Origin of the sequence: Shewanella sp. SP1S2-4, assembly GCF_031932075.1 — a bacterium.
Taxonomy (GTDB): Bacteria; Pseudomonadota; Gammaproteobacteria; order Enterobacterales; family Shewanellaceae; genus Shewanella; species Shewanella baltica.
This window is the reverse complement of record NZ_JAUOET010000008.1, coordinates 110,679-126,707: the sequence shown is the minus strand read 5'-3', so window position 1 is coordinate 126,707 and position 16,029 is coordinate 110,679. Positions and strand designations below refer to the sequence as shown.

The following is a 16,029-nucleotide window of genomic DNA, read 5'->3' as shown; positions in this document are numbered from 1 at the left end:
TGAAAATAACTCTTCTTTCAATTGTTCATGTTCAGCCTTTAATTTTTTGTTAAATATGATCATATTGATTTCCAAGAAGTCTTAAAACGTCATTTTTATGATGAGAAACTGAGTATAGTCGATAAATTTTTTTCTACTTATATGATGCAGTCTGCTAATTAGATCAAATTGTTATGCCGATAGCTTTATATATCGTCTTTAGCGTTGAACTAAGGCTATATCACTATCACGTTGTTGTGGAGTCATCATTTAGACTTACTGGTTGGTTTTTTTGAATACTGTGTTTGGATCTTTTTTCTCAAGCAGGAAGGATGTTGGATTATTCATGATGTTGAATTTATTGGTTTATTTATTTAGGATTTAAGTGTGATTGGTGTCGGGTGTGTATATCACGGTTTATTGTGGGTTAGTTATTATTTCGGGTCTTAGTATGACTTATGAATATACCGTAATTATTCAGAAAATCACTTTGTGTGGTCTACATTTCGATATCTAGAGTTCTTCATCCACTTCACTAGTCGTTAATGGGTAGCGGCCATATTCCATTATCGGAATAATCCATTTCGCTTTGGTTGAGTTGATCCACTTGTCTTTAGTTTATAGAAGTATCAATAGTCATCTTGAGTCAACAATATAACTTGGTAAGTTGAGGACAATAAGAAGTATGGAACTGGTATCACTCTTTCAATGTGAAAAGTTAACTCTAATGCCACAGACGTTCACCGACCCCCCCTTCTTGCCCTGATGTGGAATGGTAGTCTACGACTTTGATTTTGATCTTGGTTTCAAAAATGAAGTTTGAGCTATTAGTGCATGTGACTTCGCAAGGCGCGTCTTGGCTGCTGCTGAACAGATAAGCAAGGAGGATAGGGTGCACATCCTCCTTGGTCTACGTTTGATTTCCATAAGCAGAGCTTAGATTACTCCTTCAAAAATCTTCAGCGTTTCCCTTAACCTCCTACTTGATAATTCGCTACAGTCCAAAGCCACCGTCGATATCTATGTAGGCATTGCGTAGGCCAATACTGGCATCGGAGATGAGATAGTTAATCGCCGGGATAATATCTGCTGGCGTTAATACTCTGCCGACAGGGGTGGTGTTCAATGATTCAAAAAAGCCATTGATGGTAGCGTCATCCATGCCGGCTTTGGCTTGGATTTCGGTTGCGGTCACCCCGGGGCGCACTGAGTTAATGCGTATGCCTCGGGCTGCAAGTTCAAGATTTAGCACTCTTGCGAAACCTTCAAACGCGGCTTTGCTGGCGCTATATACGCCAGCGGCAGAAAATGCTTTTTGCACTGCAACACTAGAGATAAATACCACGCTACTGGGGTTGTTTAAACAGGGTAATAAGGCCCGTAGGGTAAATACTGGGCCAGTAAAGTTAATCGCCATTGTGCTGTGAAAGTTATCGGCACTCATCTGCTCAAACGGTGCTGGGTAAAACACGCCAGCGTTTAAAATCAGGCCATCGAGTGTAATCTCATCCCTTGCTAACTGCGCAGCCATTTGCTGGATTTGCGCGATATTGGCGCTGTCACACAGCACTGGGATAACATTGCCGTCAAGTTGCTTTACGGCATGGTATAAGCGGCTTTGGTCGCGGCCTGTGATGATTAACTTCGCACCTTGTTGCAACAAAGCGTGCGCGGTCGCCAAGCCAATACCCGCAGTGGCGCCTGTGATTAAAATTGTTTTATTGTGAAGACTGGTTTGCATCTGTGTGCTCCTGATGAGTGATGAGTCCGTGGTGAGTCGTGAAGCTTGACGCAGAAAAGCATAACTCGGAGAATGGTTTCCAATAAGGTATGTAATAAGAAATGAATTGTTTCTTTACTGGAACCAATATGGCTATCGATACTTCGGCATTGCACCTGCAATTACCTAATTTATATATATTTCGTTGTGTCACTCAGTTAGGCAGTTTTCAAGCCGCTGCTGATGCGCTGCAGTTGCCTCGTTCGTCCGTTAGTAAGAAAATTGCCCAGCTTGAACACCAACTTGGGCTTAGGTTGTTGCAGCGCAGTACGCGCCAGCTCAATTTAACCGATTCGGGTACTGAGTTGCTGGCCATCACCGATTCACTAACAGAATTGCTTAGCAATACCGCTAAGCTCACCGAGCAAGCGCAAGCTAAACCCAGTGGGCGGGTAAAAATCAGTAGCTCAACCATCCTAGGTCAACGCTATCTGCTGCCTTTACTGCCTAAGCTGAAACAACTTTTTCCCGAGATAGTGATAGACATCAATCTTGATGATCGCGTGGTCGATTTAATTGAGCTAGGGATAGATATTGCGCTGCGGGTCGGTGAGTTGCCCGATTCTTCATTGGTCGCGCGCCGTATCGGCACGAAATCATGGGCCTGTTTTGCCAGTCCCGCCTACCTTAAGCAGGCCGCTAAACTTGAGGTGCCCAACGATTTAGCTGCGCACCAATGTTTAATCTTTCGTCATCAAAAGCTCGCCATGGATTGTTGGCACTTTCGTAGCCCAAATGGCGAAATTGAAACTCAACACATTGTGGCATCAAGCTCCACGGATGATGGCCGAACCTTAGTCGAACTTGCTTGTATGGGCATGGGGATCATTCGGGTCGACCCCATGTTAATTCAGCCAGAACTGAGAGCCAGCCAGCTAGTACCAGTGTTAGCCAAGTGGCAACACACAGATCCTGCGCCGATTCATTTAGTGTGTTTAGGAAAAGATGCGCGAAGCCGCGCCGTCAACGAAGTGTGGCAATATTTAAGTGAACACCTCAGTCAAGCACTCGCTGCCGTAGAAAGTGACACCAATCGTTCATCAGTTATGAGGCATAACACTTATCTGTTAGAGGTTGAATAGGCTTAATTTTTTCACTGCGAAAAGTTAGCTCTAATGCCACAGACGTTCACCGATCCCCTGCGAAGTTGCTGAAGGGCGAATGAAAATCGATGATGTTCGTGCTTATGAGCAGAGGCAGGAACAGCCGAACTGGAGAAAAGATAAAAGATAGAAAAGATAGGACATGCATAACTCTTTCAATGCGAAACGTTAACTCTAATGCGACAGAAGTTCACCGATCCCCTGCGAAGTTGTCGAAATACGCAGATAGCTCTTAGTTGTTAGAGTGGGGCCGTGGCGACATCATGGATGATGGCGCAGGCTCGGGGGCACATGGATGTGCCATCTGAGCCGTTAGGCGATTTTTATTGGAGTATGAGACAGGTAACTAATGCATGTCACTTCGCTAGGGTGAGTGCTGCGTAGCAGCGTTTCGAACGAGAGCCAGGGATGGCGAACTGGCAGTTAGACAAGGACGTTGTTCGGCAAGGGAGCATCCAAGGAGGATAGGACGAGCAGTCCTCCTTGGTCGGGTGTGGGGTGAAGCCCCACGACTTTGATTTTAATTTTCTAAAGTAAAAAATTAGGGGCGATAACTCGCCCCTTAACTTTGCCCATTTATAAAGTTGCCTAAATTCAGTTTGGGCAACTTACTGAGTAAACATGATTACTCGGGATCATAATCCAACACTGGCGCCAGCCACTTCTCCGTTTCCGCAATGCTCATCCCTTTACGCTTGGCATAATCTTCCACTTGATCGCGGCCTATGTTACTCACACCAAAGTAGCGGGATTTCGGGTGGGCGAAATACCAGCCCGATACTGCCGCTGTGGGGAACATGGCGTAGCTTTCGGTGATGTTCAAGTCGATAGTCTCATCGGGCTTGAGCAAGTCCCATAACAAGCCTTTTTCTGTGTGGTCTGGGCAAGCGGGGTAGCCCGGTGCGGGGCGTATGCCTTTGTATTTCTCGCGGATTAAGGCTTCGTTGCTTAACTGCTCATCGGCCGCATAACCCCAAAACTCTTTACGTACCCGTTCGTGCATCCGCTCGGCAAAGGCTTCGGCCAAACGGTCGGCTAAGCATTTGAGCATGATGGCGTTATAGTCGTCGTGGTTGGCTTCAAAACGTGCCACATGTTCGTCTATGCCGTGGCCTGTAGTCACCGCAAAGCCGCCCATGTAATCGGCGACGCCTGAGTCTTTTGGTGCAACAAAGTCAGATAGACAGAAGTTGTCGTTGCCGACACGTTCAAGCTGCATCCGCAGGTGATGTGTGGTCATTTCGACTGTGGTGCGCGATTCATCTGTGTAGAGCTCAATGTCGTCGTAATTGACGGTATTGGCTGGGAATAAGCCGATAACCGCTTTCGCTGTGAGCCACTTTTCTTCGATGATTTGTTTGAGCATGGCCTGACCATCGGCGAACAGCTTTTGCGCCTCTTCACCGACCACTTTATCGGTGAGGATTTCGGGGTAATGGCCGTGCAGTTCCCACGAGCGGAAAAACGGTGTCCAGTCGATACGCTCAACTAAATCTTCTAATGGATAATTATCAAATACTTGGCGACCGAGCACGTTTGGCGTGAACGGGGTGTAGTTGGCCCAATCGTGTTGGCAGCGGTTTTCACGGGCCGCTTCGAGTGACACTATTTCTTTGCGCTTGGCTTGAGATAAACGCTTAGTGCGCATGTCGTCGTATTCGGCATAGGTTTCGTCTATGGTCGCTTGGCGGGTCTCGTTGTTGATGAGTTTACTCACCATAGGCACGGCGCGGGACGCATCGGCAATATAGATAGCGCCATGGGGATAATGGGGTGCAATCTTCACCGCTGTGTGGATTTTCGAGCAAGTGGCACCGCCGATAATCGCCGGAATGGTTAAGCCTTCGCGGTGGAAGGTTTTCACGTTGTGCACCATCTCGTCCAGACTCGGCGTGATGAGGCCCGACATGCCGATGATATCGATATTGTGTTCTTTCACGGCGTCGAGAATTCGCTCCACCGACACCATTACACCTAAATCGAATACCTCAAAACCGTTACAGGCGAGCACCACGCCGACGATATTTTTGCCGATATCGTGCACGTCGCCTTTTACCGTCACCATCAAAATCTTGCCGTTAGATTGGCCTTCAACCTTTTCCAGCTCGATATAGGGGTTTAAGTAAGCCACGGCTTTTTTCATCACCCGCGCCGATTTCACCACCTGTGGCAGGAACATCTTGCCTGAGCCGAACAAGTCACCGACCACGTTCATGCCGTCCATCAAGGCGCCTTCAATCACATCCAGCGGACGTTTCGCTTCTTGGCGAGCGGCTTCGGTATCTTCATCGATAAATTCGGTAATGCCTTTGACGAGCGCATGGGATAAGCGTTGGCTAACTGGCCAGCTGCGCCATTCTAAATCTTCTTTCTTACCCACCTGCGCGCCATCACCGCGGAATTTCTCCGCGATTTCAAGTAACTGCTCGGTATTGCTCGAGCCTTCGACTGGGCAGGGCAAGTTAAGCACCACGTTTTCGACCCGTACTTTAAGCTCAGGGTCGATATCGTCGTAAATGGCTAACTGACCCGCGTTGACAATGCCCATGTCCATGCCGACTTTGATGGCGTGGTACAGGAAGACCGCGTGAATCGCTTCGCGCACTGGGTTGTTACCGCGGAACGAGAACGACACGTTCGACACGCCGCCCGAAATCATTGCGTGGGGCAGGGTGGCTTTAATCGCTTTAATGGCATCAATAAAATCGACGGCATAGTTGTCGTGTTCATCGATACCCGTGGCGATGGCGAAAATGTTCGGGTCGAAGATGATGTCTTCTGGCGGAAAGCCGACCTTATCAACCAGCACCCTATAAGCGCGGGTACAGATTTCGATTTTACGCGCTTTGGTATCGGCCTGACCTTGTTCGTCGAACGCCATGATAATGGCCGCCGCGCCGTAGCGTTTCACCAGTGTTGCTTGCTCGATAAACTTAGCTTCGCCTTCTTTAAGGGAAATCGAGTTAACTATGCCCTTGCCTTGAATACATTTTAGGCCAGCTTCGATGACTTCCCACTTAGAGGAGTCGATCATAATCGGTACGCGGCTGATGTCAGGCTCAGAGGCTATCAAGTTTAAAAACTTGTGCATGATCTCGGCGCCATCGAGCATGCCTTCGTCCATGTTGATGTCGATGATCTGCGCGCCGCTTTCGACCTGCTCGCGGGCTACATCGAGCGCTTGCTCAAACTTACCGTCTTTGATCAGCTTTAAAAACTTGGCTGAACCTGTAACGTTGGTGCGTTCACCCACGTTAACGAACAGGGATTGGGCGTCGATAGTCAGCGGTTCCAAACCGGCAAGGCGGCAGGCAACGGGAATATCGGGCAACACGCGCGGGTTATGTCTGTCGACCGCTTCACGAATAACGCGGATATGTTCAGGCGTACTTCCACAGCAACCGCCGATAATATTGAGCATGCCTTCGCGCGCCCAATCTTCGATCACGTTCGCCATGTCCTCTGGGGTTTCATCATAGCCGCCAAACTCGTTCGGCAGACCCGCGTTCGGATGCGCCGACACATAACATTCGGCGATACGCGATAATTCTTCGACGTACGGGCGCAGCTCTTTTGGCCCAAGCGCACAGTTAAGGCCGATAGATAAGGGCTTGATATGGCGCAGGGAATTATAAAAGGCTTCGGTGGTTTGACCGGTAAGGGTACGGCCTGAGGCATCGGTAATGGTGCCCGAAATCATGATAGGTAAGCGGTCACTCGAATGCTGACCAAATAAGTCATCAAATACCGATTCAATCGCAAACAGTGCGGCTTTGGCATTTAAGGTATCGAATATGGTCTCGACCATAATGATGTCTGCGCCGCCTTCAATCAGCGCCTTAGTGGATTCTCGGTAAGCGCTCACTAACTCATCGAAGCTGACGTTGCGGTAGCCTGGGTCGTTCACATCAGGGCTAATCGAACACGTACGGTTAGTGGGGCCTAACACACCGGCGACGTAGCGCGGAATGCCTGTGGCAGCAAAGACTTCATCACAGGCTTCACGGGCGAGGCGGGCGCCGGCTAAGTTAATTTCGGCGGACAGCGACTGCATGTCGTAGTCAGCCATGGCGATAGTCGTAGCATTAAAGGTGTTGGTTTCTATGATGTCGGCACCGGCGTTTAAGTAGTCGGTGTGAATTTGTTTGATGATGTGGGGTTGCGACAACACCAATAAATCGTTGTTGCCTTTGACGTCAGTGTGCCAATCTTTAAAGCGTTCGCCGCGATAATCCTCTTCTTCGAGCTTGTGGTCTTGGATCATAGTGCCCATGGCACCGTCTAAGATTAGAATGCGCTCAGCAAGCTGTTTACGAATGTCTGCCAATATCTGGCCGGCTTTGGTTGAGGGTATCGTCATAAATAATTACCTTAAATACAGCTAAGTTAAGTCCAAAAATCGGCCATTGTTATGCTAAGTGCATTTTATTGTCGTCTGCCGACATTTTTTGAATACTTGTTCTTAAAAATTTGTTTTGGACATTTAAACGTATAGACGTCCATAATACGCGACTTATGATTGTCAGGGCAAGATGAAAGTCAAAGGCATTAGGAGCGAGAATCGAGAATCGAGAATCTAGAATTTAGGCTCTTGGCTTGAGTTCCTAGCATCTAGTCCCTAACTAAAAAGGCATATATGAAACAAGTTCGATTGTTATTGTTGCGCCACGGTGAGTGTGAAGGCGGCGCTATTTTGCGGGGTCGTGTGGATGTGCCTTTGAGTAAAAAGGGTTGGCAACAAATGTCGGCAGCTGTTGAGTCACAGGCCAGCGTGTGTAGCGTGATTTATAGCTCGACTTCACGCCGCTGCGGCGAATTTGCCCAAGCCTTTGCCGCCGAGCTGCATTCGACGGCGGCGCTGGTATCTGAGTCAAGGCCATTGCAGGCGCAGTTTTTAACGGGTTTACAGGAAATTGATTTTGGCGATTGGGACGGTCGTCGGCTCGATGAACTGTATCAACAAGCGGGCGAACATTTAGCGGCCTATTGGCAAAACCCTTGGCAAACACCGCCGCCCAATGGGGAAACTATGGCTAGTTTCGAGTCGCGGGTGAATGGGACGATTGACCAGATACTCGCCGCCGAGTTTAAACGGTTGATTATCGACTCAGATAACGCCGAGCAGGTTACGGGCGCTAGCGTGGGTAAGGGCTTGAGTACGGGTGAGCTGGCTGCCAAGGTATGGGTGGTGACCCACGGCGGGGTGATCCGTCACCTAATGGCGCGCGCCCTTGGGGTTGAACGGGCGGTGGGATTTTACAGTCAACTCGATTTACCCGTGGCGGCCGTGGTGAGCATTACTGTGCTGCAGGATGAGCACGGCGTTTGTTACTGGCGTTTAGATTGGCCGAGCGGACGCTGCGAGTGATATGCATCGGCCTAAGGTGAAGATTTTTCTTGTCTTACCAGCGTGATTGTCGATTGCCTATTAAGGTAAATATAGGATAATGCGTTTTCCTGGCGTCCCCCTACGCACGCGGCCTTGCAAGGCTTGCGATAGCGTATCGGATGACGTCACAGAAATAGGTGTTGGGAGTTTTGAGTGGTGCGAGTATGTTCTGTGGCAACGATTGCCAGCTTACCCTGCAAAGGCTTGAAATCAATCTCAACATAATAGGGAATCGGGGAGCTGCTTGTCAGTCAGCCCGAACTGTGCCCGCAACTGTGAGTGACTTTTTATATTGTTTTTAATACAAAAAGTGACGAGTCAGGAGACCTGCCTATTTCTGTTATCGCTGCGTGCAGCCTTAGTTCTCGAGCGGGTGACTCGAGGGAGCCGATGACAATGTGCATAACCTTTTTTAATTCAGGTTTGGACTTGCTAGGAGCACCACTTTGGTGAAACTCTCTGCCATCCAAACGAGCCATACCTTGAATGACAGCGACACTCGCCCATCAGCGAGCCAGACGGTCGCGCTTGATGTCAGCCAGCTAAGCTGGTGTATCGATGGCAAAACCATTCTTTCCAATATTAACTTTGCGCTGCCTACCGGGCAGATGCTGGGTTTGATTGGTCCAAACGGTGCGGGTAAGTCTAGCTTGCTGCGCTGTTTGTATCGCTTTGTTCGCCCGACTCAGGGCAAAATTACCCTGTTTGATCAAGATATTGAGCGTTTATCGCCCAAGGCGTTTGCCTGCCGTGTCGCTGTAGTGCAGCAAGACACGCCACATTATTTTGACCTAACCACAGAGCAATTGGTCAGCATGGGCTTAACGCCGCATAAGGGCATGTTCGATACCAATTCGAGCTGTGACGGCGAGCGCATTGCAAAGGCTCTAGAGAAAGTCGGCCTGAGCCATAAGATGCACCAACAGTACGAGCACTTATCCGGCGGTGAAAAGCAGCGTGCCTTGATCGCCCGCGCCATAGTGCAGCAGCCGCAACTGTTGATCCTCGACGAGCCAACCAACCACCTCGATGTGCGTTATCAAATTCAAATCCTCGAATTAGTGCGTAGCCTTGGCATCAGCGTGATTGCCTCCATTCACGATCTCAATTTAGCCAGCGCCCTGTGCGACAGTTTGTTGTTGATCCATAACGGTGAAGTTAGCGCTATGGGCACGCCAACTGAAGTATTAACCGAGGCGCGAATTGGCGATGTGTTTGGCGTGTGCGCTAAGGTATCGACCCATCCACAACATAAAAAGCCCTTGATCAGCTATTTTTATGGCTACCATGATTCGACGCACAGCATGGCTGATGCTTTGGCTGAGCGAGGCGAGGGCGGATGATTCAGGGAGTAAATAGCATTTCATCTCACATTTGGGGCGTATCGTGACACCTTTGACGAGACAAAAACTGATGCTGGTCGCATTAGGCATAATCACTTTGATAACCCCCATTGCCGCCACGAGTTTTGGCGCGGCGAACATCAGTTTTATGGATGTTATCCAAGTGTTTATCAATAAAATGGCCAACCTCACTCAAGCCAATGGCATGACGGAGCGCATCGTGATGGAGCTCAGACTGCCGCGTATTTTACTGGCCTTTGTGGCGGGTGCGGGTTTGTCTTTGGCGGGCAGTGTGCTGCAAACCGTGACCCGCAATCCACTGGCCGACCCTTATTTGTTTGGCATTAGCTCAGGCGCGTCCTTTGGCGCTGTGGTGATGTTGACGCTATTTACGGGCTCTGGATTTTTTGAAAATGCGGGTATGGCGGCGAACACGGGGATTTTTAGTGGCTCGGGCGCCTTGTCGGGTTTGCTCTGGTTTAGCTTGCCCTTCGGCGCTTTTATTGGCGCCAGTTTGTCGGTACTGATAGTGCTGGCCTTGTCTGGGCTTGGGCTCAATAGCCAAGTGGAGCGCATGTTGCTCTCAGGCGTGGCGACCTCCTTTATGTTCGGCGCGCTAACGAGTCTGCTGCTGTATTTCGCCAGTCCGCAGGCGACGGCTTCTGTGCTGTTTTGGAGTTTAGGCAGTTTCGCTAAGGCCAGTTGGTCCTTATTAGTGCTGCCGACACTGGTGATTGGCGCGAGCTTGTTCATTATTTTAGGTATGAAACGGCAGATCATGGCGTTGCAAGCGGGGGATGAAACGGCGCATACCTTAGGGGTGAATGTGCCTAAGTTGCGACTCAATATGCTGCTGCTCTGCTCCTTGATTACCGCGATTTTGGTTGCCACCTGCGGCGGTATTGGGTTTGTCGGTTTGATGATCCCCCACACAGTGCGCATGCTGTTTCCCGGTCGTCAGCCGATTATTTTAACGGCGCTGGTGGGCGGATTATTTATGGTGTGGATTGATGTGCTGGCGCGCTGTTTACTTGGCAATCAAGAGTTGCCCGTGGGGATTATCACGGCGGCCATAGGTAGCATGTTCTTTTTGCTGATTTTGCGTAAACGCAGAGTCATGGCGTAAGCACCTAGTCAGAACGTAATCCTAGAGTCATCTAGCAAGCGCAGACTGGCTGGATAATCAGCATTTTTGTTGATATCTGCCCCGCGATTGGAAATGCAAAATTGGACATGTTAGTCATAGACGCAGGATGCGTTGTGGTTATTTAAGATAATAAGTGGAGTGTGGATGTCTCAGTCAGCCGTGTCTTTTCAAATCAGCCCTGTGAGTAAAGCGCAGGATCCGCTGATCCAGCAAAAAATTGATCTTAAGACTAAGCCGCCCGGCGCCTTAGGTCAGCTCGAATCCTTAGCCTTACAGATTGCCCGCGTGCAAGCGACTGATTTGCAACAAACGGATCAGCCACAAAATACTGTGCTGAAAATCGTTCATCCAACCATGTTAGTGTTTGCGGGTGATCATGGTATTGCCGCAGAAGGCGTGTCGATTGCCCCTAGCGAAGTGACGCGCCAAATGGTGCAAAACTTTGCCCATGGCGGCGCGGCGATTAACGTTTTTTGTCGGCAGGTGGGCTTTACGCTCGAAGTGATCGATTGCGGTATTTTAACGCCAGTCGAAGGGGTTGAAGGCATTATCGATCAACGTCTTGGCGCGGGCACAGGGGCGATTCATTTAGAGCCCGCAATGGCGCTGGAAACCGTCGATAAAGGCTTTGCGATGGCGCGCGATTTGATTGAACGTCACCATCAAGCAGGTTGTAACTTAGTCGCCTTTGGCGAAATGGGCATAGGCAATACCTCGGCTGCGGCAGCCATTATGGCGGCGATCATGCAGCTTGATGTGATTGATTGTGTCGGCCGTGGCACGGGCATTAATAGCGAAACCTTAGAACGTAAACTCATGCTGATTGAACTGGCGTTATTGCTGCATCAAAGTGCCTTAAATGGGCCAAAATCAGTGTTAGCTTGCCTAGGTGGCTTTGAAATTGTGCAGATGACGGGGGCTATGTTAGCGGCTGCCGAGCGCAAAATGCTGGTGGTTGTTGACGGTTTTATCGCTACAGCTGCGGCATTAGTTGCGGTGCAAATCGCCCCCAATGTGCGTGATTATTTGATTTTTGCCCACCAGTCAGACGAGCAAGGCCATCAGCGGATGTTAGAGTTTTTGCAGGCGAAACCTTTATTATCCCTCGGGCTAAGATTAGGCGAAGGTACGGGCGCAGCTTTGGCGTTGCCGCTTATTCAAGCCTCAGTAAATTTTTACAATCAAATGGCGAGTTTTAGTGATGCGGGGATTGAGGCTGTTGTATGATGTGCTCTGCTAAGTCGCTTATTTTACTTATTTAAAATAATAACTTTTTAGCCAACCGTTTTAATCTTAAACCTTGCAGCAAGTGTTAATTCACTAAGGATGCTTTATGTCAGAACGCGAAAGCTGGCACAAAGAGATAGATTTGTTTTTAGTTGCCATGGGCTATTTTACCCGCATTCCTATGCCTAAATGGGTCGAAGTCGATAGCGATAAGTTGAATAAGGCCAGCCGTTATTTCGGTCTCGTCGGTCTTTTGGTCGGCCTGTTAAGTGCCATTGTATTTTGGCTGACGCAGAACTGGCTCCCCGCCGGCGTCTCTGTGCTGTTAGCTATGTTGGTTGGCGTCTTGCTCACGGGCGGATTCCACGAGGATGGCCTCGCCGATACCTTCGACGGTTTTGGCGGTGGTTGGACGGCGGAAGACAAGCTACGCATCATGAAGGACTCGCGCCTTGGCAGTTATGGCGCACTGGCGTTGATCTTGGCCCTGCTGCTGAAATGGCAGTTGTTAGTCGAGTTGGCGCTGTACGATCCTGTGGTGGCGGGCTCGGCACTTATCGTCGCCCACACAGTGAGCCGCGTGGTATCAGCCAGTATCATCTTTAGTGAAAAATATGTCCGCGATGACGAGACCAGTAAGTCTAAGCCGCTATCGCAACATCAAGGCATTAATGAGCTGCTTATCCTGATCGCCAGCGGCGTATTAGTGTTGTTATTCCTCAAGGGGTTAGCGGCATTGTCATTGCTATTGGTGATGATAGGACTGCGCCGTTTGATCATAGTGATCTTTAGACGCCAGATTGGCGGTTACACGGGTGATACCTTAGGCGCGGCGCAGCAAATAGCTGAAATCGTGTGTTATTTTGTATTGCTCGTTGTGGGTAACATATTGTGATCCACCTCGTCCTAGGCGGCGCCCGTAGCGGTAAGAGTCGCTACGGTGAAGCCTTAGTGCGCCAGTACACTGCGCTAGGCTTCGATGCCTGCTATGTGGCCACGGCGCAGGCGCTGGATGATGAAATGGCGAGCCGTATCGCCAAGCATCAAGCGGGACGAACGGACGATGGTATCGAATGGCAATTGTTTGAAGAATCGCTCGCCCTTACGGCACTGTTAAAACGCTTAGCAAAACCTGGGCGAGTGATTTTAGTGGACTGTTTAACCCTTTGGTTAACCAATCAATTACTCGCATCCAACGCCAAGGTTGATGATGAGCCGGCGCCGACAGAGTGGAATGCGACAGACTTTATACCGTCTGCCAGTTCAATCTCTAACGATGAAGCTTTGGAGAATTGGCAGGCAGAGAAAACCGCTTTTGTGGATTCCCTTGCTGAGCTCGAAGGTGTGGTGGTGTTGATCAGTAACGAAGTCGGTTCTGGTATCGTGCCCTTAGGTGAATTGAGCCGACAATTTGTTGATGAAGCGGGCTGGTTAAACCAAGCCGTTGCCGCCTTAGCTGACAATGTCACCTTAGTGGTCGCGGGTTTACCCTTGGCACTCAAACCACTGTAATCTAAATCAGTTAAGTGATATTCAGGCTGAGTTTTTATCTTTGTTCCTGCAAACTAAAATAAGTTTTTAACCTTATGCCTTCTTCAAACACAGACAACACAGGCTGTGCCAATGCACTCGATACCGCTGACACCGTTGTTATGAATCCTGCTGCTAATCTTGCGGTTAATCCGCCAGTGGTGAATCCCGCAGTAAATAGCCCTGCGGTTAATTCACCTCGGCGCGCAAAAGTCTTGATGGTGCAGGGCACAACGTCGGATGCGGGCAAGAGCACCTTAGTGGCAGGCATTTGTCGTTTGCTCGCCCGAGAGGGCGTAAAGGTTGCGCCCTTTAAGCCGCAAAATATGGCGCTCAATAGCGCTGTAACTATTGATGGCGGCGAGATTGGCCGCGCACAGGCGTTGCAAGCCGTGGCCTGTTATCTTGAGCCCCATACCGATTTTAACCCCATACTGCTTAAACCTAGCTCGGACACGGGCGCGCAAATTATCGTTCACGGCAAAGCCCTGACAACGCTGGAAGCCTCAGCCTTTTTTGGGCCTAAATCTAAGGATTACAAGGCAATGGCGCTCTGTGCTGTGCTGGAATCCTTCGAGCGATTGACTGCCCAATATCAAACCATTGTGGTGGAAGGCGCGGGGAGTCCGGCGGAGATCAATCTGCGCGAGGGCGATATTGCCAACATGGGATTTGCCGAAGCTGTGGATTGCCCTGTGATTATCATTGCCGATATCGATAAAGGTGGCGTATTTGCCCATTTGGTCGGGACCTTGGCGCTGTTATCTGAGTCTGAACAGGCGCGGGTAAAGGGCTTTGTGATCAACCGTTTCCGTGGCGATATTAGCCTGTTGCAATCAGGGCTCGATTGGCTTGAAGCTTATACGAACAAGCCTGTTTTAGGCGTGTTGCCTTATCTGCATGATTTACATCTCGATGCCGAAGATGCGCTGATAAGCTCGCCATCTAAAGGCGCTAACAGCCGCTTAAAAGTGCGGGTATTAGTGTACCCAAGGATCAGTAATCACACGGATTTTGATCCGCTGCGGTTGCATCCCGATATCGATTTTGACTATGTGTCATTGAAAACCCAAGCCGCGAGTCACGCCACTCATTTGCCCGCCGCCGATTTATTGATCTTGCCCGGCAGTAAGAATGTGCGTGCCGATTTGGCCTTTTTACGCCAGCAAGGTTGGGATAAGGATATCGACACACACCTGCGTTACGGCGGCAAAGTGCTCGGCATTTGCGGCGGTTACCAAATGTTAGGCCAAAGCATTGCCGATCCCTTAGGGATTGAAGACAGTGCGGGCGATACCGAAGGACTTGGCTACTTACCATTGAGCACAGAACTGAAAGCCGATAAACAGTTACGGCGGGTGAGCGGTGAGCTAACGTTACTTGGGCAAAAGGTTGCAGTGAAGGGCTATGAAATCCACTGCGGCGAATCACGTTATCTTATCCCTAGGCTTGAACAAACCAATCCGCCCTTGCAGTTAATCCCAGAATCGACAAGCTTAGCTGTGCCAGCGTTGAGTTTTGCCGATGGCCTGCAAAGTGATGATGGGCAAATCTTAGGTACTTATTTACACGGGTTGTTTGATAGCCCTGATGCCTGTCAGCTGATCCTGCGCTGGGCGGGATTAAACGATGCTCAGGCGATAGATATCAATCAAATACGTGAGCAGCAACTCGATCGTTTAGTCGATGTGTTAGCCGAGCATTTAGACATGCAAAAATTACAGACTATTTTGGATGCCGCAGTTCAGCGTTGAATTCGGCAAAGAACGGATATTGTGAGAGCGGCATTTACAAACTAACCATTTGCCGCTGTCTATTGAACCATTTATAAAGCAGACATTTTTAGCAGCAGAGTGAAGAGAAGACCATGACAGCACAGAACGACAATGAACAAGCGCAAATCAAGGCCGAACGCCACAAGGCTCGCCAACAAAAAGTGAAAGCCGGTGTAGATGCTAAAATTGCCGCCGCCCAAGAAGAGAAGGGCATTTTGCTGGTATTAACCGGTAACGGCAAAGGTAAATCGACCTCAGGTTTTGGCACCGTTGCCCGCGCCGTCGGTCACGGTAAAAAAGCCGCAGTTGTACAATTTATCAAAGGCACCTGGGAGTGCGGTGAGCGTAACTTACTCGAAGGCGCCGGAGTTGAGTTTCATGTAATGGGTACAGGTTTTACCTGGGAAACCCAAGATAAAGAAAAGGATACCGCCGCCGCTGTGCTCGCTTGGGAAGCCGCTGAAAAGCTGCTGCAAGATGAGAGCATAGATTGCGTGATGCTCGATGAACTCACCTACATGGTGAGCTATCACTATCTGGATGTGGAACGTGTGCTTAGCGCACTTAAAAATCGTCCACCGATGCAGCATGTGATTATTACGGGCCGTGCTTGCCACCGAGCGATTATCGAGCTTGCAGATACGGTCAGCGAAGTGCAGCCGCTGAAACACGCCTTCGAAGCGGGTATCAAGGCGCAGCAAGGTTTTGATTACTAATCGAACTTGGTAAAAGTAGGCGCATAAGCGACTATCTGTT

General features: G+C 49.5%; 11 protein-coding genes and 1 riboswitch. Of the genes, 9 read left to right on the top strand and 2 right to left on the bottom strand.

The genetic code is table 11. The features are described from left to right. Positions 1 to 973: 973 nt before the first annotated feature. Positions 974 to 1,720, bottom strand: a complete 747-nt coding sequence (locus tag Q4Q52_RS10305; protein ID WP_311990547.1) for an SDR family NAD(P)-dependent oxidoreductase — start codon at positions 1,718 to 1,720, stop codon at positions 974 to 976. Between the two features lie 128 nt (positions 1,721 to 1,848). Between Q4Q52_RS10305 and Q4Q52_RS10300 the strand changes: the two genes are divergently transcribed. Continuing rightward, positions 1,849 to 2,841: a LysR family transcriptional regulator gene (locus tag Q4Q52_RS10300; RefSeq protein ID WP_311990546.1), complete on the top strand. Its 993-nt coding sequence runs from the start codon at positions 1,849 to 1,851 to the stop codon at positions 2,839 to 2,841. A gap of 646 nt (positions 2,842 to 3,487) precedes the next feature. Here the strand turns inward: Q4Q52_RS10300 and metH are convergent. Continuing rightward, positions 3,488 to 7,222 (bottom strand): methionine synthase, encoded by a 3,735-nt coding sequence (gene metH, locus Q4Q52_RS10295; RefSeq protein ID WP_311990545.1) that lies wholly within the window; start codon positions 7,220 to 7,222, stop codon positions 3,488 to 3,490. Positions 7,223 to 7,498: 276 nt separating this feature from the next. Between metH and Q4Q52_RS10290 the strand changes: the two genes are divergently transcribed. The 8 genes from Q4Q52_RS10290 (at position 7,499) to cobO (ending at position 15,989) form a co-directional block, all read left to right on the top strand. Further along, positions 7,499 to 8,230 (top strand): histidine phosphatase family protein, encoded by a 732-nt coding sequence (locus Q4Q52_RS10290; protein ID WP_311990544.1) that lies wholly within the window; start codon positions 7,499 to 7,501, stop codon positions 8,228 to 8,230. A 204-nt stretch (positions 8,231 to 8,434) separates the two neighbouring features. Then, a riboswitch (cobalamin riboswitch) is annotated at positions 8,435 to 8,601 on the top strand. 99 nt (positions 8,602 to 8,700) lie between these two features. After that, entirely contained in the window at positions 8,701 to 9,594 is an 894-nt protein-coding gene (locus tag Q4Q52_RS10285; protein WP_311990543.1) for an ABC transporter ATP-binding protein, read from the top strand. A 70-nt stretch (positions 9,595 to 9,664) separates the two neighbouring features. After that, complete coding sequence (locus tag Q4Q52_RS10280; RefSeq protein WP_409373419.1) at positions 9,665 to 10,720, top strand: FecCD family ABC transporter permease; 1,056 nt, start codon at positions 9,665 to 9,667, stop codon at positions 10,718 to 10,720. A 165-nt stretch (positions 10,721 to 10,885) separates the two neighbouring features. Beyond that, entirely contained in the window at positions 10,886 to 11,968 is a 1,083-nt protein-coding gene (cobT, locus tag Q4Q52_RS10275) for a nicotinate-nucleotide--dimethylbenzimidazole phosphoribosyltransferase (RefSeq protein ID WP_311990542.1), read from the top strand. 106 nt (positions 11,969 to 12,074) lie between these two features. Further along, the gene (locus tag Q4Q52_RS10270; RefSeq protein WP_012088426.1) at positions 12,075 to 12,863 is read left to right on the top strand and encodes an adenosylcobinamide-GDP ribazoletransferase; all 789 of its coding nucleotides are present in this window, start codon (positions 12,075 to 12,077) and stop codon (positions 12,861 to 12,863) included. Next, positions 12,860 to 13,480 (top strand): bifunctional adenosylcobinamide kinase/adenosylcobinamide-phosphate guanylyltransferase, encoded by a 621-nt coding sequence (gene cobU / locus Q4Q52_RS10265; RefSeq protein WP_268650311.1) that lies wholly within the window; start codon positions 12,860 to 12,862, stop codon positions 13,478 to 13,480. Before Q4Q52_RS10270 ends, cobU begins: the two co-directional genes overlap by 4 nt. 74 nt (positions 13,481 to 13,554) lie before the next feature. Continuing rightward, positions 13,555 to 15,252, top strand: a complete 1,698-nt coding sequence (locus tag Q4Q52_RS10260; RefSeq protein WP_311990541.1) for a cobyric acid synthase — start codon at positions 13,555 to 13,557, stop codon at positions 15,250 to 15,252. Between the two features lie 113 nt (positions 15,253 to 15,365). Then, on the top strand, positions 15,366 to 15,989 hold the full coding sequence (gene cobO, locus Q4Q52_RS10255) for a cob(I)yrinic acid a,c-diamide adenosyltransferase (RefSeq protein WP_198571815.1): 624 nt from the start codon (positions 15,366 to 15,368) through the stop codon (positions 15,987 to 15,989). Positions 15,990 to 16,029 lie beyond the last annotated feature (40 nt).

Excerpts from the sequence above, each read along its gene's own strand:
- cobO (WP_198571815.1), top strand. The coding sequence starts at position 15,366 with ATGACAGCACAGAACGACAATGAACAAGCGCAAATCAAGGCCGAACGC.
- Q4Q52_RS10260 (WP_311990541.1), top strand. The coding sequence starts at position 13,555 with ATGCCTTCTTCAAACACAGACAACACAGGCTGTGCCAATGCACTCGAT.
- Q4Q52_RS10290 (WP_311990544.1), top strand. The coding sequence starts at position 7,499 with ATGAAACAAGTTCGATTGTTATTGTTGCGCCACGGTGAGTGTGAAGGC.
- Q4Q52_RS10270 (WP_012088426.1), top strand. The coding sequence starts at position 12,075 with ATGTCAGAACGCGAAAGCTGGCACAAAGAGATAGATTTGTTTTTAGTT.
- Q4Q52_RS10280 (WP_409373419.1), top strand. The coding sequence starts at position 9,665 with ATGCTGGTCGCATTAGGCATAATCACTTTGATAACCCCCATTGCCGCC.
- Q4Q52_RS10305 (WP_311990547.1), bottom strand. The coding sequence starts at position 1,720 with ATGCAAACCAGTCTTCACAATAAAACAATTTTAATCACAGGCGCCACT.
- cobT (WP_311990542.1), top strand. The coding sequence starts at position 10,886 with ATGTCTCAGTCAGCCGTGTCTTTTCAAATCAGCCCTGTGAGTAAAGCG.
- Q4Q52_RS10300 (WP_311990546.1), top strand. The coding sequence starts at position 1,849 with ATGGCTATCGATACTTCGGCATTGCACCTGCAATTACCTAATTTATAT.
- metH (WP_311990545.1), bottom strand. The coding sequence starts at position 7,222 with ATGACGATACCCTCAACCAAAGCCGGCCAGATATTGGCAGACATTCGT.